The following is a 19,785-nucleotide window of genomic DNA, read 5'->3' as shown; positions in this document are numbered from 1 at the left end:
TTCGCATTTCGGTTGGTGCGCTCAGTGCGAGTGACCGTGACCGTGACCGTGACCGTGGTTGTCTTCCTCTTCCGCAGGCTTCTCCACCACGGCGCTCTCGGTGGTGAGCACCATGCGAGCCACCGATGCCGCATTGACAACGGCCGAACGGGTCACCTTCACCGGATCGACGACACCGTCGGTCAGCAGGTCGCCGTAGCTGAGGGTGGCGGCGTTGAAGCCTTCCTTGCCCTCGACGACCTTGCTGACAACCACGGCACCGTCAACGCCCGCGTTGGTCGCGATCCAGAAAAGCGGTGCCGACAGTGCGGCCCGCACCACCTCGACACCGACGGCCTCGTCGCCGGAGAGCGAGTCACGCAGTTCGACGAGCTTGGCGCTCGCGTGCACAAGCGCACTGCCGCCACCGGGCACAATACCCTCGTCGACTGCGGCCTTCGCCGCGCTGACCGCATCCTCGACCCGGTACTTGCGCTCCTTGAGCGCGGTCTCGGTAGCCGCGCCGACCTTGATGACCGCGACGCCACCGGACAGTTTCGCCAGCCGCTCCTCGAGCTTCTCGCGGTCCCAATCGGAGTCGGTGGCCTCGATCTCGCGACGCAGCTGGGCGCCGCGGGCCGCGATGTCCTCGGCGGTGCCCGCACCGTCGATGATGGTGGTGTCGTCCTTGGAGACGACTACACGACGCGCCTTGCCGAGTACCTCGATGCCCGCCTCGCGCAGCGTGATACCCAGATCCGGGTTCACCACGGTGCCCGCGGTGACAACGGCGAGGTCGTCGAGGAACGCCTTGCGGCGATCACCGAAGAACGGAGCCTTCACCGCGACGGCCTTGATGGTCTTGCGGATGGAGTTGACGACCAGGGTGGACAGCGCCTCGCCGTCGACATCCTCGGCGATGATCAGCACCGGCTTGCCGGATTCGGCGATCTTCTCCAGCAGCGGAAGCAGATCCGGCAGCGAGCTGATCTTCTCCCGGTTCAGCAGGATGAAGGCGTCCTCGAGCACGGCCTGCTGACTGTCGGCGTCGGTGACGAAGTACGGCGAGAGGTAGCCCTTGTCGAACTGAACACCCTCGGTGACAACGAGTTCGGTCTGCAACGTCGAGGATTCCTCGACGGTGACAACGCCGTCGGCGCCGACAGTGGTCAGTGCCTTGCCGACCATTTCGCCGATTTCCTCGTCGCGCGAGGAGACGGTGGCGACCTGAGCGATGGCCTGCGCACCGGAGACCGGAGTGGCCACCGCGAGCAGCGCCGCCGACACGGCGTCGGCGGCCTTGCTGATGCCGGAGCCGAGCGCGATCGGGTTGGCGCCCGCGGCAATGTTCTTCAGGCCGGCGCGCACCAGCGCCTGCGCGAGCACGGTCGCGGTGGTGGTGCCATCACCGGCGACATCGTTGGTCTTGGTGGCGACGCTCTTGACCAGCTGTGCGCCGAGATTCTCGAAGGGGTCCTCGAGGTCGATCTCGCGCGCGATGGTGACACCGTCGTTGGTGACGGTGGGGCCGCCGAAGGCCTTCGCGAGCACAACGTGGCGGCCACGCGGCCCGAGGGTGACCTTCACGGCGTCGGCAAGCTTGTCGACACCGCGTTCCAGAGCCCGGCGAGCCTTCTCGTCGAACTCGATCTGCTTTGCCATAAGTCCTATTCCTTAAGGGTTCCAGTGCTGAAACGACAACTGCCCCGGCCCCGCTCAGGGGAACCGGGGCAGTGTCGTGACGACTCGATCCCGGCAATGGCCGGGCAGCACGGTCAGCCGACCGTGCGGAGCTCGGTCACTTGGTGACGACGGCCAGCACGTCGCGCGCCGACAGGATGAGGTATTCCTCGCCCTGGTACTTGATCTCGGTGCCGCCGTACTTGCTGTAGATGACGGTGTCACCCTCCTTGACGTCGACCGGGATACGGTCACCCTTATCGGTGACGCGACCCTGTCCGACGGCGATGACGGTGCCCTCCTGCGGCTTCTCCTTCGCCGTGTCGGGGATGACCAGGCCGGAGGCCGTCGTCGTCTCGGCCTCGTTGGCCTGGACGAGGATCTTGTCCTCGAGCGGCTTGATGTTCACGCTCGCCACGTTGAGCCCTCCACTTTCAGGGGATATACGGTCGTCCGGAACTGTTGTCCCGGACCATCGGTGTCGTGTTGTATCGAGCGACCGCAAGCAGTCGCCAGTGGTCACGATGCTGACCCTGCGCATAGCCCCGTCGTCGCGGGTGCCGGGACCCCTGCCAGTGGTCAAATTGGCACAAGCACTACTTTCAGTGCCGACTAGCACTCTATACATGAGAGTGCCAGCGCTCAAGGTTGGGTTGTGCCAATTTGCCGCCCGGTCCGAATATCGGTGGCTCGTATCACGCCATACCCACATCTCTGAGAGCTTCCCAAGAGATCAGCAAATCTGTAACGTTCGGATAACGGATTGTGACAGTATGGACAACGGGCGCTCTGAGCTCGCTGCCCTCGTCATGGGGGCGGCGACACCGGGGCGAACGGAGCGTTACCAAATAGTCAGCGGCACAAAGCGTCCCGACACTACGCCAACTGCCGAGCAGTCACAGTACAAGCGAACAAGCTTCACCAGAGGGCAAGACCACACGTGATCCATGGCCGTCCACAGCGACCCATCCGGACAACGGGTCGGCCGGATCCCGAGGCCGAATCGCTCGCCAGCCAAGCGAGAAGTTCGGCAGTCCATTCGAGATGGTCGGCAACACGATGACCATCCGCTCGAAGGGAGGTGACATGCGAACCTCACTCGGCATCTCAGCCGGGAACGAGGTCGTTTGCTCGGCGCTCGTTTCCACCGCGTCCAACGGCGCCCAGGTTTTCGACTACCGCGTCGTCTCGGCCGACGCCGCTCACTCCGATCTCGGCGATCTGGTGGCGTCATCGATCGAGCTCATGACGACCCAGCTTCCGACCACACAATCGCCGCGCGATGTCGCGCACCCGGTCGGCGCTCGTTTCGCGGGCGCGCATTCGATCGGGCTGGAATCGGCGTCCAGTTGGCCGCCGACCAGTGTCGCGGTCGCCTATCGCAGTAAGGAACAGGCTCAGCTGATCCGCTCGGCCACCGGCAAACAGCGCGACCTGCAGCTGATCCCGGAGGGCACCGCGGCGCTGGCATACCTGCGTCATACCGGCCTGGTGGACCGCTACGAGACGGTCGCGATCATCGACCTCGGCGCGTCCGGACTGACCGTTACGGTCGCCGATCAGGTCGACGGCACCGTCCTGCATACCGAGCGCACGACCGCGATCAGCGGCAACACCATCGACGAGCTCATCTATCACCACCTCGTCGACCTGCACTACGCCCGCCGTGGCACCCGGCCGAATCGTGGCATGTTGACCAATCGCGGCCGTGCCGCGAAGGAACACCTGTCCATTGCGCCCGCCGTCACCATCGACCACGTCGCGGGGCAGCCGCTAAAGCTGACCAGGGCCGATTTCGAGGAGCTGATCGCCGAACTACTCGGCGAGACAGCGGTCTTCGCCACCGGGGTGTTCGCGCGGGCACCCAAATTCCCGCAGGCGGTCGCCGTGATCGGCGGCGGCGCGCATATCCCCGCAGTGGTCACCAGGCTCAGCGCCGAGCTCGATGTGCCGGTGCTCACCGTGCCCGATCCGGAGGCCGCGATAGCCAAGGGCGCCGCACTGGTCGCCGACGCCGCGCAGCCATCGGCCTTCCCGGTGGGCACGCTCGGTCCCGACGCACCGGGCGGCACCTTCGCCAAGGTCGTCGGCACGCTCACCGGAGCGGTGGTCGTGGTCGGGCTGATCATCGGCTACGGGGTCAAGACGTTCGCGCCGACCGCCGATGACGATATCTCCCCCGCGGGTACCACCAGCAGCACCCATTTGCCTCCGTCGCAGACCTCGGCGGTGCTGCCGTCGACCAGCGGGGGCACGGCCACCAGCCAGAATCAGGAAAGCACCAATCGCCCAACCGACAGCGGTTCCCCGTCGGTCACCGACGACCGGCCCCAGTCAACCACCCACCCCAGCGTGACCCCCACACCGACGACCGGGCCGACCACGACCCCGACGCAGCCCACGCTGCGCCCGGACCCGAACCTGCCACCTATCCCGTTCCCGGAATTGCTCGGCCCGTTGTTCGGCAATCCATCCGCGCCGCCCACAAGCTCCTCAACCACACCCGAGCACAGCGGGGCCGCCGAGACCCCGGTACCGAGTGCCGAACCGACCCAAGCGCCCGCGAGATCGGGAGTTCCCCTGATCCCCAAGGCGAATTCCGGTTCCGCGGGCTCAGCCGAGCCGCCGAATCAGTCACCGTAGGGACAGCAACGACCGGGTCAGTGGACCTGGCTGACCGAGACCGGCAGTCCGGGATCCGTCGCGACCGTCAACGGGGAAGGTATTGCGCCGCCCGCGATTACATGCGCGGCGAGCGCCGCGATCATTACGCCGTTATCGGTACACAGCCGGGGTTTCGGCACACGAAGTGTCAAACCCGCTGCCGCACAGCGCTCTTCGGCCAGCGAGCGGATTCGGGAGTTGGCCGTGGCGCCGCCGCCGAGGACAAGGGTGTCGACCCCGACATCCTGCGCCGCGCGCACCGCTTTCATGGTGAGCACGTCGGCGACCGATTCCTGAAAAGAGGCCGCGATATCGCGGATCGGCAGTTCGGCGGCGGTGAAGCCATTGCGCTGGGCCGCCTCCACGTAGCGGGCCACCGCCGTTTTCAGTCCGGAGAAGGAGAAGTCGTAGCGCGGATCGCGGGGTCCGGTCATGCCGCGTGGGAAGGCGATCGCGTTCGGATCACCGCCGCGCGCCGCGGCGTCGAGCGCGGGCCCACCGGGAAAACCCAGGCCGAGCAGGCGGGCGACCTTGTCGAACGCCTCACCCGCCGCGTCATCGACAGTGCTGCCGAGCTCGATGATCGGCGCGGCCAGATCGGTGACGTGCAACAGATGGGTGTGCCCACCGGAGACCAGCAGCGCGACGCACGGCGGCATCGGCCCGTGTTCGAGGGTGTCCACTGCGACATGCCCGCCGAGATGATTCAGCGCGTAGAACGGTACATCCCACGCTGCCGCATAGGCTTTCGCGGCGGCGACCCCGACCAGCAGCGCACCGGCCAGTCCCGGACCGATGGTCACTGCCAGCGCGTCGGGCTTGGCGATGCCCGCGGTCGCAAGCGCCCTGCGCATCGCGGGCACGACGGCCTCCAGGTGGGCGCGCGAGGCGATTTCCGGGACCACACCGCCGAAACGCGCGTGCTGCTCGACACTGGAGGCAACCTCGTCGGCGAGCAGTTCGCAGCTGCCATCGGGGAGCCTACGCACGACGCCGACTCCCGTTTCGTCACAAGAGCTTTCGATGCCCATGACAATCACGACAGCACCTCCTTGGCCATATCCCAGGCCGCGGCCGCTCCGGTCAGCGCCGGCCTGCGCATGGTGTAGGCGTCGGCACCGCTCGGGTGGTAATAGTTCTTGCGCAGCCCGATGATGTGGAAGCCGTGCTTGGCGTACATCGCGATCGCCGGGGCGTTGTCGGTACGGACCTCGAGAAATACCGGCCCGCCACGCTTGCCTGCCTCGGCGAGCAGCGCCTCCAGCAGCAGCGTGCCGACGCCAGCACGATGGCAGCACGGATCGACACCGATGGTATGCACCTCGGCCTCGGGGTGTTGCTCGTCACCGAGCAGGGCGGCGCCCGCGTAACCGACCATTCGCCCGTCATCGTCGCGAGCGACGATGTACCAGTTATGCGGCGCGGCCAGCTCCGATCGGAACGACACCGCCTGCCACGGATCGTCCTCGGGGAACAGCAGTTGCTCGAGTTCGACGCAGCGCTCGATGTCCACGCCGTCCATCGGCTCGATTCGGATCGTCATCGATCTCACGCTCCCGTCGGGTCGAGGGTGCGATAGCTGCGTTCGACCGCGTCCGGCCTGCGCAGATACATCGGGACCAGCGGTCGCGGCGCGGCACCGACGAGTAACTCATCAGCCGCGACGCGCACCAGCCCGGCGGGCGAAGGAGTTTCCACCGGCAGCACCGGCAGATCGAAGAAGTCGACGTGCGAGGCCGATCCGGCAATCACGGTGGCGTGCGGTGCGTCCAGGTCCGCGGGCTTGGTCACATCCGGCCCTGCGACGCGCACACCGTCGCGGTAGCGCGCCCAGTACACCTCGCGCCTGCGCGCGTCGGTGACGACGAGTAGCTCGCTGTCCGCGGCGAGATCGGCCGCGGCGTCGGCGGCGATCGTGTCGAGACTGCACACCCCGTGCACCGGAATGTTCAGCGCATCACCGAATGCGGCGGCGGTGGCCATTCCGACCCGAAGACCGGTAAACGGGCCGGGGCCGATACCGACCACAACGGCGGTGATATCGGACCTGGAACGGCCTGCCTCGGTGAGACATTCGAGGATTTGCGGAGTGAGCACCTCGGCGTGCGCGCGGGGATCGACCCGCACGCGAGACGCGAGGGTACGCACGCCGGCCGTGGTGGCCACCCCGGCCGACCCCACCGAGGTGGCCTGCTCCAGTTCCACCAATCCCGCTGTAACGGCGGGTGTCGCGGTGTCGACGGCTAGTACAAGCATGATTGGCCTAACGATACCGGTTGGTAGGTGCGACCGGCGCGGAGCTATGCAGTAGCTAATGCACCCATTCCCAGATGGCTGTGCGCACCTCGGAATCCGGTTCCCGCGACAACAGCACGTACAGGTGACGCTCGGCCAGATGCTCGACCACACCGCTGCCCCACTCCACGACCACGACCGCGTGATGCAGATCCGTGTCTAGATCCAGGGCATCCAGTTCGTCGAGGTCGCCGCCGAGCCGATACGCGTCCACATGCACCAGCGGCACCGGTTCTGCGCCTTCGCGCTGCCCGGCCCGGTGCTGGCGGGCAATGATGAACGTCGGCGAACTGACCCGCCCCCGCACGCCGAGTCCGGCGGCAATGCCACGCGTCAGCGCTGTCTTGCCCGCACCGAGCGGACCGTCGAGCACCACCAGGTCACCGGCACGCAGTTCGGTGGCGAGTTCACGCCCAAACGCTTCGGTGTCCTCGACCTTAGGCAGGATGCGCTGTCGCCGCTCAGCCACCGAGTGCCTCCGACGCGGTAGCCGCGCGCTCGATCGCACAGGCCCGCACCAGTAGTCGATCCAGCGCGTCGTTGACGATGTCCGGGAACTGCAGGTGCGCCATATGCGCGGCGCCGTCGAGACGGATGAGTTCGCTCTCGGGCAGCGCGCGCGCCAGTGCGCGGGAGTTGCGGAACGGGATCACCAGATCGTGGGTGCCACCGACGACCAGCGCCGGGCGCCGCTCCAGGATCGGCAGGGCCGCCGATTCATCGTGCAACTCGATCGCTTTGAGGAATTTCACGATCGTTTCGACCGGGGTGCGATCGATCATCATGGTGGTGAATCGGGACAGAGTCGGGCTCACCGGTCCGCAATAGGAGCTGACGTGCAGAATCGGCGTGATCACATGCCGTGCGATGACACGACTCGCCTGGACGAGTGCCGGTGCGGTGTGCACGGCGAGCCGAAATCCATCGACCGCCGGATGACGGAGTAGTTGCGCGATCCCGGTCGAGGTGACCTCCGCGGCCGCTGTCGAGAGCAGACCGATACCGATAACGCGCGCGGCGAACAGATCCGGGAATTGCGCGGCCGCGGCGAGCACAGCCATCCCACCCAGCGAATGCCCAACCAGCACAACCGGTCCCGCCGGTGCGCGCGACTCGATTACCGCGGCCAGATCGCGGCCGAGCTGGGCGACCGTGCAGCTCTTGGTGGCCGGCGTGCCGGAATCACCGTGGCCACGCTGATCGAAGAACACCAGGCGAGCCAGTGGGCCCCAACGCTTTTCCAGGTCGCGTCGCTGAAAGTGGAACGACGCCATGCTGTTACAGAGGCCGTGCACGAAAATCACGGTGACCGGCGCGTCCTCGGGACCGCATTCCCTGGTGGCCAGCCGCACCCCGTCCTCGGCGAGCACCACATTCCCGCGATCCTCGTCGATCAGCGCGAAATTCTCGTCACGGTATTCGTCGCGGCGGGCAGGCCACAGCACCTGTGCTCCCGCCCGCCGCAGCGCGTGTACACCGGCCAGCGCACCGACCGCGCCCGCGGTCGCCATTCCGCCGCGCAGCATGGCACCACCACATTCCAACAGTTTCGATCTACTCATCCGATGCCACCCATATGCCGTCGAATCACTCGGCCGCGCGGAGAACATACGACCTCGTAGTGGATTGTCCCGAGCGCGTCGGCCCAGTCCTGGGCGCGCGGTTCGCCATCGGCGCCGCCGAACAGGACCGCGGTATCACCCTCCACGACGCCCGCCGCGTTGTCGCCCATATCGACGACGAACTGGTCCATACAGACCCGGCCGACGTTGGGTCGCAGCGCCCCGCCGAGCAGCACCTCGAAACGACCGCTCAGATTGCGGAATACACCGTCGGCGTATCCGGCCGGGACGAGCGCGACGGTGGTGTCGTGTGGCGCGATCCACTGGTGACCGTAGGACACGCCCTCCCCCGCGGCGACCTTCTTCACCAGCACCACCCTGGCCTGGAAGGTCATCGCCGGACGCAATCCGAAATCGGAGACCTCAGGAACTGGGGTCAGTCCGTACGCGGCGATACCGGGGCGCACCATGTCGAACGCCAGATCGGGGCGGGTCAGGGTGGCCGCCGAATTCGCCAGGTGTACCAATTCGGGCTCCAGGCCATATTCCTTGGCGGTGGCGATGGCTTCGAGGAAGCGATCACGTTGCATATCGATCATCGGATGATCAGGTTCGTCGGCGTGCGCGAGATGGGAGAAGACCGCCCGGAACCGCACCACATGATCGTCGACGAGGGCGCGCAGCGCCGCGAGCACCTGCGGATATTCGGTCGCCGATATGCCATTGCGGTTGAGGCCGGTATCGACCTTGAGGGTGACGATCGCGCAGCGGCCGACGCGGAGCGCGGCCGCCTCGACGGCGCGAAGGTGTGCGAGTGAAGACACGCCGATCTCGATATCGGCGGAAATAGCCGCGCCGAAGTCCGCGTCGGAGTTGTTCAGCCAGCACAGGATCGGTGCCTCGATGCCCGCGGCGCGCAACGCGACCGCTTCATCGATCGTGGTGACACCGAGTTCGGCCGCCCCTGCCGCCAGCGCGGCCCGCCCGACCTCGACGGCACCATGGTTGTAGCCGTCGGCCTTCACCACCACCATCACGGCGGCGTCACCGGCATGCTCACGCAGGACGCGCACATTGTGAGCAATGGCGTCCAGATCGACGACCGTCTCAACCTGCACTATCCCGCCTCTCCGCGTTTTTTTGGCCAGACCGGGTACCAGATGGTCAGCGTTGGCGACCGACAGTATTCGGCCAAGTTTTGGGCGTACCCGGCGAGTTGCCCATGTCGTTATGAAACCATGTGTTGCGTTGGCTTCGGCATGAGTGTAATGGGGGCGCCGAATTCTGACTGAAACCGGTTTGCGGTAATGCGGCAAGCAGGTGCCACCGACGAGGGGCTGGCGCAGGTCAGTCGACGGCGAGAGCTCGCAGGTTGCCGATGGCGGAGCGGATGTATTCGAGTAGTGGAGTCGCCGAGATGGGGGCTGCGGCCGGGCGGTTTTGGTAGGCGGCGAGGTTCGCGGCGAGGGAATGGACGCGGGCGGCGGCAGCGGCGGACCAGGCGGGGTTGTGCCCCGCGGCGAGTAGGGCGCCGATGAGGCCGGCGAGGACATCGCCCGCGCCCGCGGTCGAGGCCCAGGAGCCGCCCGCTTCGTTGACGAGTACCGGTGCGCCCGGGGCCGCGACAAGGGTGGCGCGGCCCTTCAGCAGGATGGTGACCTGCCAGGAGTCCGCGAGCGCGCGGACGGCGCCAACTCGATCCTGACCTGCGTCGCGTCCGGCCAGCCTGGCAAATTCCCCTGCGTGCGGGGTCAGTACGGTCGCGGCGCAACGGCCGCGGACAAGGCTGGGATCGGCGCCGAGCATGGTGAGACCATCGGCGTCGATGACAACCGGAACATCGGTGGCGAGGACTTCGGCGAGCCGGGCCTGTGCGTCGGCGTCGGTGCCCGCCCCTGGGCCGAATACCCAAGCCTGGACTCGACCGGTCTGCGCGAAACTCGGCGCGGCGATGACCTCGGGGAAATGTGCCAGTACGCTGGCCGCGCCGGCACCGGTGTAGCGGACCATGCCCGAGGTCGCCGCGACCGCGGCTCCGGTGCACAGGACCGCGGCGCCCGGATACGTTGCGCTGCCCGCGCATACACCGGTGACACCCTGGGTGTATTTATCGTCGGCGGGACCAGGCACCGGCCAGCTCGCACCGATCGACGCGGGTTCCAGCGCGGCCAGGTTCGGTTCCAGCAAGCGTAAGCCGATGGGTACCAATTCGATTCGCCCGCAATGCGGTGCGGCCAGGACGTGAACCGGCTTGTAGGCGCCGAATGCGACAGTGACATCAGCTCGCACGGCCGGGCCATCGACCGCACCGGTATCCGGATCGACGCCGCTGGGCAGATCCGCCGCGATAATCGGAACATCGACCGTCGCAACGAGTTCGGCGGCATTGGGTCGCAGCGCTCCGCGCCCGGAGATGCCGACGATGCCATCCACCACCAGGTCGGGATCGCCGATTTCGGATCGCACTCGCCCACCGGAGTTTCGCAGCGCGGCGAGCCCTGCCGCGTGTGCGCGTTCGGGATTCAACAGCACGGCGGTGACGGTGACGCCGCGGCGGCGCAGCATCGATCCGGCCCACAGGGTGTCGCCTCCGTTGTCACCCGAGCCGACCAGCAGTGTGACCGATCGTCCGGCAATCCCACCGGTTCTCGCGCGCAATTCCCTCGCGACGATCGTGGCCAGACCGTACGCGGCGCGTTGCATCGGCACCCCGTCCGGGACTCGGGTGAACAGCTCGGCTTCGGCCGCCCGCACCTCGTCGGCGGTGAAGTATCCCCGCTGGTCCGACATTAACTCGCCTCCATCGCGTTGATCGGAACTGCTGTGGACCGGACGGCTCTATTGAACTCCCACCATGCGACTGACCCCACCATGCGACGACATCACTCAGCCGAGGCGACGACGCGCCATCGAACTGCCGCGCTGTCGCTGCGGGAGGAGGTGCTGAATGCTCACCATCGATGGCAGACACAGGCCGAATAACCGGAAGGCTACGCTTGGCCGTCATGTCGATGGTCAGCTGCGCGAGGTCCACCCGTGTCGTAGCCGGATTCACGTTCGCCGCGCTGTTATTGCTGACCGGTTGCGGCTCCGACAAATCGACCACCGCCCCCGCGACAACGACGAAAGCAGCGCCGTCGGCTACCTCGAGCGCGTCCGCGTCCGCGGATAAGAAATCCGCTGCGGTAACCGTCGATGTGGACGACATGAAGTTCTCTCCCGCCGACGTAACCATCAAGGTCGGCGACACCGTGACCTGGAAATTCAGCGACAAAGTGCCGCACACCGTGCAGGGCATCGGCGACCGGGCCATGGGCATCAACAGCCCGATCTTCGACAAGGGCGAATGGAGCTACACCTTCACCGCCCCTGGCAACTACCGCTACCTTTGCTCGCTGCACCCGCAGATGCGCGGTTCCGTCACTGTCGAATAGTCGCACCGGGCAGCGCCTGAAACGCGTCGGCACAAGCCGATCCGGTGCGTCGCATCACGGGTGCTTACTCGACGGTGACCGACTTGGCCAGGTTACGGGGCTTGTCGACGTCGTAGCCGCGGGCCTGCGCGATTTCCGCGGCGAAGATCTGCAGCGGGACGGTCGACAGGAGTGGCTGGAATAGCGTTGGCGCCGACGGGATCTCGATGAGATGGTCGGCGAACGGGCGGACCGTTTCGTCGCCCTCCTCGGCGATCACAATGGTGCGGGCGCCACGAGCCTGGATCTCACGAATATTGCTGAGCAGCTTGGAATGCAGCACCGCCCGGCCCTTCGGCGAGGGCATCACCACGATCACCGGCAGCCCCTCCTCGATCAGCGCGATCGGGCCATGCTTGAGCTCACCCGCCGCGAAGCCCTCGGCATGCATATACGCCAATTCCTTGAGCTTGAGCGCACCCTCTAGCGCTACCGGGTAACCGACGTGGCGGCCGAGGAACAGCACCGTCGACTCGCCCGCCAACTGCCTGGCGATCTCGCGGACCTGCGGCCCCGTCTCCAGCACTCGCTCGACCAGCTTCGGCATCGCCTCCAGCTCGGCGAACTCGCGGGCCACCTCGTCCGGATACTTGGTGCCACGCGCCTGCGCCAAGGCCAAACCGACCAGATAGTTCGCGGCCACCTGCGCCAGGAACGCCTTGGTCGAGGCGACCCCGATCTCCGGGCCGGTCCTGGTGTATAGCACCGCATCGGACTCACGTGGAATCTGCGCGCCGTTGGTATTGCAGATCGCGAGCACGCGCGCCTTCTGGTCCTTGGCGTGCCGCACCGCCTCCAGCGTGTCGGCGGTCTCCCCCGATTGAGAGATGGCAACCACCAGTGTCGAACGATCCAAAACGGGGTCGCGGTAACGGAATTCGCTCGCGAGCTCTACCTCGACGGGTAGCCGGGTCCAGTGCTCGATCGCATATTTGGCCAGCAGACCCGCGTGGTAGGAACTGCCACAGGCGACGACGAAAACCTTGTCGAAGTCCCGCAACTCCTGGTCGGCGAGGCGTTGCTCGTCCAGCACGATCCGACCGGAACCGGTCTCGTCCTGCGTGAAATGACCGATCAGAGTGTCCGCTACGGCGGTGGGCTGCTCCTCGATCTCCTTGAGCATGAAGTAGTCGTGGCCACCCTTCTCGGCGGCGGCCAGATCCCAGTCGATGGTGAACGGGCGGGTGCGGCCGTTCACGTCCGCACCATCGAAGTCGGTGACCTGATAGCTGTCCGCGGTGATCACCACGGCCTGATCCTGCCCCAGTTCGACGGCCTCACGGGTGTGCTCGATGAACGCGGTGACATCGGAGGCGATGAACATCTCCCCTTGGCCGACACCCACAACCAGTGGGGTGGAGCGCCGCGCGGCGACGATCTTGTCCGGATGGTCGGCGTGGGTGAAGACCAGCGTGAAAGCACCCTCGAGCCGGCGCAGCACCGCGAGCGCGCTCGCCACGAAATCACCAGCGGTCGAGCCTGTCGCGTAAGCGCGGGCAACCAGGTGCACGGCGACCTCGGTGTCGGTATCGCTGCGTAGTTCGACGCCGGCGTCCTCCAGCTCGCGACGCAGCGGCGCGAAGTTTTCGATGATGCCGTTGTGTACCACCGCGACCTTGCCGGAGTCATCCCGATGCGGATGCGCGTTGCGGTCGGTCGGCGCCCCGTGCGTAGCCCACCGGGTATGACCCATCCCGGCGGTTCCGGCGAAGCGAGCAACACCGGTTTCGGCCAGCTCCGCCTCGAGATTTGCCAGGCGCCCGGCCTTGCGTTCCACCGCGATCGCGCCTGTCGCATCCAGGATCGCGACACCCGCGGAGTCATATCCGCGATATTCCATGCGGCGCAACGCGTCGACGACAACGCCGAGGGCGTCCCGGTATCCGACGTACCCCACGATTCCGCACATGGCTCACCAGAGTACTTATCGGATAACGTTCTCGTCGTGTCGGCGTCTGTGAAATCACTTCTGAGCACCCTGACCAGCAAAGGCCCGCATCGGGTGCTGCGCGGCAACCTGGCCATCGCCGGTCAACCCGGGGTGGTGTACACCCCTGAATCGGGACTGAGCCTGCCCGCCGTCGTGTTCGGCCACGGCTGGCTGACCGGCGCCGCCAACTATCGCGAGCTACTCGAACACCTCGCGTCCTGGGGAATCGTGGCCGCCGCACCCGACACCGAACGTGGACCGATTCCGTCACACCTCGACCTGGCCACCGACCTGCTCACCACGCTCGACATCTGCACCGGTGTCCGCCTCGGCGACGGCACCATCAGCGTGCACCCCGACCGGCTTGCCCTGGCCGGACACGGCATGGGGGCGGGCGCCGCGGTCATCGCCGCCGCACAGCGTCGCGTAGCCGCCGTCATCGCCCTTTTCCCGGCCCCCACCGCGCCAGCCGCCGAGCCCTTGGCCGCCGACATCGATGCGCCCGCACTGATCCTCGCCGGCTCGACCGATATCGACGCCGTCAGCTCCAACGCCGTTCCACTGGCTTCCGCCTGGTACGGCCCCACAATCCTCCGCCAAATCGACGGCGCCTCCCACAACGGCATAGTCGAAGGCCGCCGCACCCTGGCCGCTTTCGGCGTCGGCAAACACGAGGCCAAAACGTCCCGCACCACCCGAGCCCTGCTCACCGGGTACCTACTCGCCACCCTCTTGGCCGACGAGACCTACGCCCCCTTCGCCGACCCCGAAGCAGCCATCCCCCACACCACCCTCATCGACCCCGACCTCCCCCGCGAGAAGGAACACCCGAAGCTGACGGTAGGCCAAGCCGCCAAACTGCTCCGCAAGTAGCCGACGCCCACACCGGGCAGCGAATCAGATCAGCCAGCTCTTGCGGCGGTAGTACTCGCCTTCCGGATCGTCATCCTCATCCACTGGAGTGACATAGCCGTGGGCCTTCCGGGCGGCGATCGACCGCACGATCGCGTCGCGCTGCTCTCGAGCTTCAGCCTCCAGCCGTTCCCTTTCCGCACGGGCTTCGGCTTCGCGACGCTCTGTCTCCTCGGCATCCGCCGCTGCTTTCTGCAACTCCCCCGCCTTTTCCTCCCAGAATTGGCGCATTTCGGTTGCGGACTGTTCCGCGAGCGCGTGACTACGCTCGGCGGTACGACGGTGGACATCGTCGAGCTCTTCCAGCAGGATTGCCGAACGACGGCGGGCTTCCTCCGCGATGCGCTCGATTTCCGCCGCGTAATTCACCATTTTTATTCGCCTCCCTGGGCAACAGCGACGTAACCGCACACGACCCGACTCATAGCGGACCAGCCTCGGCCAACAGGGCGCCGCTATCGAACGGCTCCTCATGCTCCGCATCCTCGGGTGGCGCAATTCGAGGAATGTGCTCGTTATCCTCTTCCTGCTGTCTTTCTGACGGCTTGCCGGGGGTTGCCGCGGAACCACCGGCGTTGTCATCGGATGCCTGGGGGGGCTCATACTCGCCAGCGGGCGACTCGCCTGGTGTCTCGGCCTCCTTGTCGGGCTCGCTTTCCTCGCCGGGCTGGTTGTCGGAGATTATCGGAACACCGTGCTCATCCAGCTTCATGCTGTAGTCGTGTGACGTACCATCCGCGTCTGTCGCCACCAGCTTCAGCTGTCCGTCCGCCCCCATCTCGAGTTTCAGATGTTTACCAGCCAGATCGAACTCCGCCGTTTTTGCGTCCTTCTGGTCATCACCGCTCTTGTCCGCATCCGTCTTGTCCGCGTCGGCCTTGCTTTCGATCGACTTCTCGAAGTTCTCGATGCCCTCGGTGATGGCTGAGGTCAGTGAGGTAAACCCTTGGTTGGCAGCCTGGGTTACCGTGCTGACCAGCGATGACAATTGTGTCGCCACGTCCGTGAGAGAGCTGAGTCCGCTCAACGAGCTGGATGGCGTGGAGCTGCTTGCGGGCGTGGTGGCGTTGTTGTTGCCGGGCGAGTTGTTGTTGCCGGGCGAGTTATTGTTGCCCGGCGAGTTATTGTTGCCCGGCGAGTTATTGTTGCCCGGCGAATTGTTGTTGCCCGGTGAATCGTTGTTGCTCGGATCATTGCCGGTCGGCTTCTTGGGCTCGCCCGCCGGCGCCGGATACGCGTCGTCTTCTACCTGATTCATGGCAGCTTCAAGAATCGTATATTGAGCCTGAAAGCTGGCGTCTGCGCTCACACACTGATCTTTGTAACTCTGCAACGCCCCGTCATACTCGACCTTGAATATGTCATTCAGCCAATCCCGGCAACGAGTTTGTATTTTATGATTATAAGCGGAGTCTTCACCCATCAACCCCGGCCAGGTGGCATCACCCTGAAACAGGGAAACCACAAAATTTCCCGCAAGCCCTGCCTGGATAAGATTAACCGGACTATTCGATGGCGACAAATCCGGAAATATCTCAGTAAGCTTACCAATAAGAGTGCCGCCTCCGAATAACGGGTTGGCCAAATCTCCGGAATGCGCTCCAGAAATAATGTTGTCAATATCCCCAGGAGTCTTCCCGTCGACCCGCACGTCCGACGCACCCTTCAAAAGATTGAGGGTCAACTCCGCCTTCTTCACCACAGCATCTCGAAACGGGCCGATCGATGCCCGCATCGCATCCATTGCGGCCCGCACCTTCTTGCGATCGTCCGCAGCGAGGGTGACCTGCTGACCAAGCATCCGGAGGGCCGCCTCGGCAGCAGCGCCCTGCCATAGTGATCCGAGTTTCTTCGTCGACTGGTCCTGGATATTCCATTGCTCATCAGCAGCGGTCAACATTTTGTTGAGCCCGTCCGCGGCAGCCTCCAGATTGGCCAGGTTCATGCCCCGTTGCTCGTCATATCGAGCTTCCAGATCTTCGACGGTATTGCCGCCATCGCCGCCAAATGCCCGCTTGTATCGGGGCGCGAGCTGAACCCAATACTGAAGGCCGGGGCTACCCGCTTTCAGAATATCGTCGACCGACTGGTTACTCATTTGCTGAGAGAAGCTATCCTGCACTCCCATTATGTTCTACCCTTCTGATGTCCGGCATGCAGTTCGCTTGTACACCACCGGGACATCAGCCGGCTTTATTCGTTTTTCTAGCATTGTTTTCGTCTACATTGGCCAGCTCGATACTGGCCTTACCCATGGCATCCGCCGTGTCCTCGGTCGCGGTGGTCCATATATTGAGCCAATTACCTATACGCTCCATGGCCTCACCGACCTTCTTACCCTGCTCGACATAATGACGACCGGCTTCGCTCTCGGCGCCATTTCTCCCGGCGCCGAACGTATTGTTCGTAACGTCGCCGATGTAGTTCCGCACGGTGGCTGCGGATCGACGAAGATCGTTAGCGGCCTCCGCGAGCGCGGCCGGGTCGACCACGATGCTGCCCGACACTGACTGAGCCATACGCCCCTCCGGGTTTACGATCCGATGACCGGCCACAGGTTCGCAACGCGCCCAGTGCCGCCCCTTTATCTTCTTCGACGTACGCGGTCCGCGTTCGGTTCCATCGGATCCAGCTCCGCCACCCCACGTCGTATCCAGGAGAAATCTACTTGGTGGGGCTGATCGGCTTCAACCGATCGGCGGCGTTGGCATTTCCTCGCGGCCAGTGCGCAGCGGATGCGCTACTCGCCGATCTTGCCCTGATCGGTACGAACCCACTCGGTAGTTCCATCCGAATGGTGATGGAACTCCCAGGCGGCGTAATCCCCGTCCTTCTCGACCACGGACACCTGGTCAGCGATGCCGTCGTGGTCGTAGTCGGTCCATACCTGCATGGCTTCGGGGCCGGTGGTGGTGAGGGTGTCGAGGGTACCGTCGGCGTCGATGTCCTGGGTGGGGTGATGAAGGTCTACGGGGCCTAGGCCCTCCAGGGAGGAGGACGCATCGATGCCGGGTAGATCGAGACCAGGGAATTCTCCTGAACCGACCATGACTCCTCCTCATCGGAACTCGCGTGCTGGTGCGGCTTTTCACCCGGACAACGGGTACCGCTCCATCCTGTCATCCGCGAGTCCCCGACGCAGCCCCCTTTTGCTTCTTGTTGAGGTTTGTCACTTCTTGGGGATGATGAGCCACAGCACCAGATAGATGATGAACTGGGGGCCCGGGAGCAGACAGGACACGACGAACAGGAGTCGGACGACGTTGGCGTTCCAGCCGAAGTATTCGGCGATGCCACCACAGACGCCGGCGATCCAGCTGTCGGACGTGGAGCGGGTGAGGCGGCGAGTCAGTGCGTTCATGCCCTCTACTCTCCGCGTGATCACCGCCAGGCACATCGGTCACGGTACCGATCCGCACCCTGATTTCTACTGGCCGAGTATCAGGGTCGAACCCCGAGCCGCCCGGAAAACTCGACACGGCAGACTATGTAGGTGAGCACCACTCTTCATGCGCGTGGACTGTCAGCAGGTCACGGCGAACGCATCCTTTTCGAGGACCTGGATCTCACGCTGGCGCCCGGCGATGTGATCGGGCTCGTCGGCGTGAACGGCGCGGGCAAATCGACGCTGCTGCGCATGCTGGCCGATCGCGACAGTGCCACCGGCGCCATCACGTTGAGTCCACCCGATGCCACCATCGGATATCTGTCGCAGGAACCGGAACGGGTTCCCGGGGAGACCGTGCTCGAATTCCTCGGCCGCCGAACCGATGTCACCGCAGCACAGCGGGCGATGGATGACGCCGCCGAACGGCTCGCCGACGGCGGGCCCGACGATTACACGCCCGCCTTGGAGCGGTGGCTGGCGCTCGGTGGCGCGGATCTGGATCAACGCGCGGCGGAGGTGGCCACCGATCTCGGTCTGGCCGAAAGTCTTGCCAGTGGCTTGGATACGCCGATGACCGGGCTCTCCGGCGGACAGGCGGCACGAGCCGGTTTGGCCTCGGTGTTGTTGTCCCGCTTCGACATTCTGCTGCTGGACGAACCGACCAACGATCTGGATCTGGATGGACTCGCCAGGCTCGAACAGTTCGTCACCGGGGTACGCGAGCCATTGATGGTGATCAGCCACGACCGGGAGTTCCTGGCGCGCACGGTAAATCGAATTGTCGAACTCGACCTCGCGCAGCAGCAGGTCGGCGCGTATGACGGCGGCTACGAGTCATATCTGATGGAGCGCGAGATCGCCCGCCAGCACGCACGCGAGGCATACGAGGACTACGCGGACACCAAATCCGGACTCGAAGCGCGGGCGCAGATGCAGCGGAATTGGCTCGAGCACGGGGTTCGCAACGCCCGCCGGAAGGCGCGTGACCCGAGGAAGGTCGACTCCGACAAGGCGGGCCGCAAAATGCGCGCCGAGTCCACCGAGAAGCAGGCGGCCAAGGCCCGCCAGACCCAACGCCGGATCGAGCGGCTCGACGTGGTGGAGGAACCACGCAAGGAGTGGGAGTTGCGGATGGAGATCGCGGCGGCACCGCGCAGTGGATCGGTGGTCGCCACCCTCTCGAATGCGATCATCGCACGCGGTGATTTCACCCTGGGACCGATTACCACGCAGGTGGATTGGGCCGACCGGATCGTCGTCACCGGCGCGAACGGATCCGGCAAGTCGACGTTGCTGGCACTGCTGCTCGGAAAGATCGCTCCCGACAACGGAACTGCGGCACTCGGGTCAGGTGTCGAGATCGGCGAGGTTGATCAGGCTCGTGGCCTGTTTCGCGGAAACGCCCCGCTGGCAGACACTTTCGGCACCGAAATGCCGGATTGGCCGGACGCCGAGGTCCGCACTCTGCTGGCCAAGTTCGGCCTGCGTGGCCCGCATGTCACGCGCGCCTGCGGAACCCTCTCACCCGGCGAACGCACCCGCGCCGCACTCGCTCTACTGCAAGCCCGCGGCGTCAACCTACTCGTCCTCGACGAACCGACCAACCATCTCGACTTGCCCGCCATCGAACAGCTGGAGCAAGCCGTCGAATCCTTCAGCGGCACACTGCTTCTCGTCACCCATGACCGTCGCATGCTGGACTCGGTCCACGCTACCCGCCGCTGGCACGTAGCCAACGGACACCTCACCGAGGAATAAGCTGTGTTGTTTGGCTGTGTTGTTTGGCAGCGCCTGCGGCGCTGCGTGTTCGCGACCCCCTCTGGCTCGCGTCCGAGGGGCAAATACTTGCTCCTTCGTCGCATCGTATTTGCCCCTCGGACGCGAGCCGGCCGCGAACTTTAG

Annotated in this window: 19 protein-coding genes; 4 read left to right on the top strand and 15 right to left on the bottom strand. The window is 65.3% G+C overall.

The window, feature by feature from the left end; genetic code table 11:
- Positions 1 to 21 precede the first annotated feature (21 nt).
- Both groL and groES read right to left on the bottom strand, forming a co-directional pair.
- On the bottom strand, positions 22 to 1,641 hold the full coding sequence (gene groL / locus LKE06_RS11535; protein ID WP_227998611.1) for a chaperonin GroEL: 1,620 nt from the start codon (positions 1,639 to 1,641) through the stop codon (positions 22 to 24).
- Positions 1,642 to 1,777: 136 nt separating this feature from the next.
- The gene (gene groES / locus LKE06_RS11530; RefSeq protein ID WP_194817442.1) at positions 1,778 to 2,077 is read right to left on the bottom strand and encodes a co-chaperone GroES; all 300 of its coding nucleotides are present in this window, start codon (positions 2,075 to 2,077) and stop codon (positions 1,778 to 1,780) included.
- 668 nt (positions 2,078 to 2,745) lie between these two features.
- Here groES and LKE06_RS11525 point away from each other — a divergent pair.
- Positions 2,746 to 4,302, top strand: coding sequence for a DUF7159 family protein (locus tag LKE06_RS11525; protein ID WP_227998610.1), 1,557 nt, complete (start codon positions 2,746 to 2,748; stop codon positions 4,300 to 4,302).
- 17 nt (positions 4,303 to 4,319) lie between these two features.
- Here LKE06_RS11525 and tsaD read toward each other — a convergent pair whose 3' ends face one another.
- The 7 genes from tsaD to LKE06_RS11490 form a co-directional block, all read right to left on the bottom strand.
- Entirely contained in the window at positions 4,320 to 5,363 is a 1,044-nt protein-coding gene (gene tsaD, locus LKE06_RS11520) for a tRNA (adenosine(37)-N6)-threonylcarbamoyltransferase complex transferase subunit TsaD (protein WP_227998609.1), read from the bottom strand.
- Complete coding sequence (gene rimI, locus LKE06_RS11515; protein WP_227998608.1) at positions 5,360 to 5,866, bottom strand: ribosomal protein S18-alanine N-acetyltransferase; 507 nt, start codon at positions 5,864 to 5,866, stop codon at positions 5,360 to 5,362. The genes tsaD and rimI overlap by 4 nt, the downstream gene beginning before the upstream one ends.
- A gap of 5 nt (positions 5,867 to 5,871) precedes the next feature.
- Positions 5,872 to 6,579 (bottom strand): tRNA (adenosine(37)-N6)-threonylcarbamoyltransferase complex dimerization subunit type 1 TsaB, encoded by a 708-nt coding sequence (gene tsaB, locus LKE06_RS11510; RefSeq protein WP_227998607.1) that lies wholly within the window; start codon positions 6,577 to 6,579, stop codon positions 5,872 to 5,874.
- A 55-nt stretch (positions 6,580 to 6,634) separates the two neighbouring features.
- Positions 6,635 to 7,087 carry a tRNA (adenosine(37)-N6)-threonylcarbamoyltransferase complex ATPase subunit type 1 TsaE gene (gene tsaE, locus LKE06_RS11505; RefSeq protein ID WP_227998606.1) on the bottom strand — a complete coding sequence of 151 codons (453 nt, stop codon included), beginning with the start codon at positions 7,085 to 7,087 and terminating at the stop codon, positions 6,635 to 6,637.
- Positions 7,080 to 8,180 carry an alpha/beta fold hydrolase gene (locus tag LKE06_RS11500; protein ID WP_227998605.1) on the bottom strand — a complete coding sequence of 367 codons (1,101 nt, stop codon included), beginning with the start codon at positions 8,178 to 8,180 and terminating at the stop codon, positions 7,080 to 7,082. Before LKE06_RS11500 ends, tsaE begins: the two co-directional genes overlap by 8 nt.
- Complete coding sequence (gene alr / locus LKE06_RS11495; protein WP_372477362.1) at positions 8,177 to 9,301, bottom strand: alanine racemase; 1,125 nt, start codon at positions 9,299 to 9,301, stop codon at positions 8,177 to 8,179. The genes LKE06_RS11500 and alr overlap by 4 nt, the downstream gene beginning before the upstream one ends.
- Positions 9,302 to 9,527: 226 nt before the next feature.
- The gene (locus LKE06_RS11490; RefSeq protein WP_227998603.1) at positions 9,528 to 10,970 is read right to left on the bottom strand and encodes an NAD(P)H-hydrate dehydratase; all 1,443 of its coding nucleotides are present in this window, start codon (positions 10,968 to 10,970) and stop codon (positions 9,528 to 9,530) included.
- Positions 10,971 to 11,185: 215 nt separating this feature from the next.
- Between LKE06_RS11490 and LKE06_RS11485 the strand changes: the two genes are divergently transcribed.
- On the top strand, positions 11,186 to 11,614 hold the full coding sequence (locus tag LKE06_RS11485; protein ID WP_227998602.1) for a cupredoxin domain-containing protein: 429 nt from the start codon (positions 11,186 to 11,188) through the stop codon (positions 11,612 to 11,614).
- A 64-nt stretch (positions 11,615 to 11,678) separates the two neighbouring features.
- Here the strand turns inward: LKE06_RS11485 and glmS are convergent, their stop codons facing one another.
- The gene (glmS, locus tag LKE06_RS11480; protein ID WP_227998601.1) at positions 11,679 to 13,562 is read right to left on the bottom strand and encodes a glutamine--fructose-6-phosphate transaminase (isomerizing); all 1,884 of its coding nucleotides are present in this window, start codon (positions 13,560 to 13,562) and stop codon (positions 11,679 to 11,681) included.
- A gap of 36 nt (positions 13,563 to 13,598) precedes the next feature.
- Here glmS and LKE06_RS11475 point away from each other — a divergent pair, with 36 nt between their 5' ends.
- Positions 13,599 to 14,456, top strand: a complete 858-nt coding sequence (locus LKE06_RS11475; protein ID WP_227998600.1) for an alpha/beta hydrolase — start codon at positions 13,599 to 13,601, stop codon at positions 14,454 to 14,456.
- Positions 14,457 to 14,480: 24 nt separating this feature from the next.
- Here the strand turns inward: LKE06_RS11475 and LKE06_RS11470 are convergent, their stop codons facing one another.
- From LKE06_RS11470 to LKE06_RS11450, 5 genes are all read right to left on the bottom strand, one after another.
- Complete coding sequence (locus LKE06_RS11470) at positions 14,481 to 14,867, bottom strand: hypothetical protein (protein WP_227998599.1); 387 nt, start codon at positions 14,865 to 14,867, stop codon at positions 14,481 to 14,483.
- Between the two features lie 49 nt (positions 14,868 to 14,916).
- A complete protein-coding gene (locus LKE06_RS11465) occupies positions 14,917 to 16,623 on the bottom strand; it encodes a prolipoprotein diacylglyceryl transferase (RefSeq protein WP_227998598.1) in 1,707 nt (568 codons plus the stop codon).
- 55 nt (positions 16,624 to 16,678) lie between these two features.
- The gene (locus LKE06_RS11460) at positions 16,679 to 17,014 is read right to left on the bottom strand and encodes a hypothetical protein (protein WP_227998597.1); all 336 of its coding nucleotides are present in this window, start codon (positions 17,012 to 17,014) and stop codon (positions 16,679 to 16,681) included.
- A 221-nt stretch (positions 17,015 to 17,235) separates the two neighbouring features.
- Complete coding sequence (locus LKE06_RS11455) at positions 17,236 to 17,544, bottom strand: DUF6802 family protein (RefSeq protein WP_227998596.1); 309 nt, start codon at positions 17,542 to 17,544, stop codon at positions 17,236 to 17,238.
- A gap of 120 nt (positions 17,545 to 17,664) precedes the next feature.
- Positions 17,665 to 17,856, bottom strand: coding sequence for a PspC domain-containing protein (locus LKE06_RS11450; protein ID WP_227998595.1), 192 nt, complete (start codon positions 17,854 to 17,856; stop codon positions 17,665 to 17,667).
- A 132-nt stretch (positions 17,857 to 17,988) separates the two neighbouring features.
- Here LKE06_RS11450 and LKE06_RS11445 point away from each other — a divergent pair, with 132 nt between their 5' ends.
- A complete protein-coding gene (locus LKE06_RS11445) occupies positions 17,989 to 19,641 on the top strand; it encodes an ABC-F family ATP-binding cassette domain-containing protein (RefSeq protein WP_227998594.1) in 1,653 nt (550 codons plus the stop codon).
- The last annotated feature ends 144 nt before the right edge of the window (positions 19,642 to 19,785 follow it).

Source organism: Nocardia australiensis, from assembly GCF_020733705.1.
GTDB lineage: Bacteria > Actinomycetota > Actinomycetes > Mycobacteriales > Mycobacteriaceae > Nocardia > Nocardia australiensis.
This window is presented reverse-complemented; position numbering and strand designations above follow the sequence as displayed.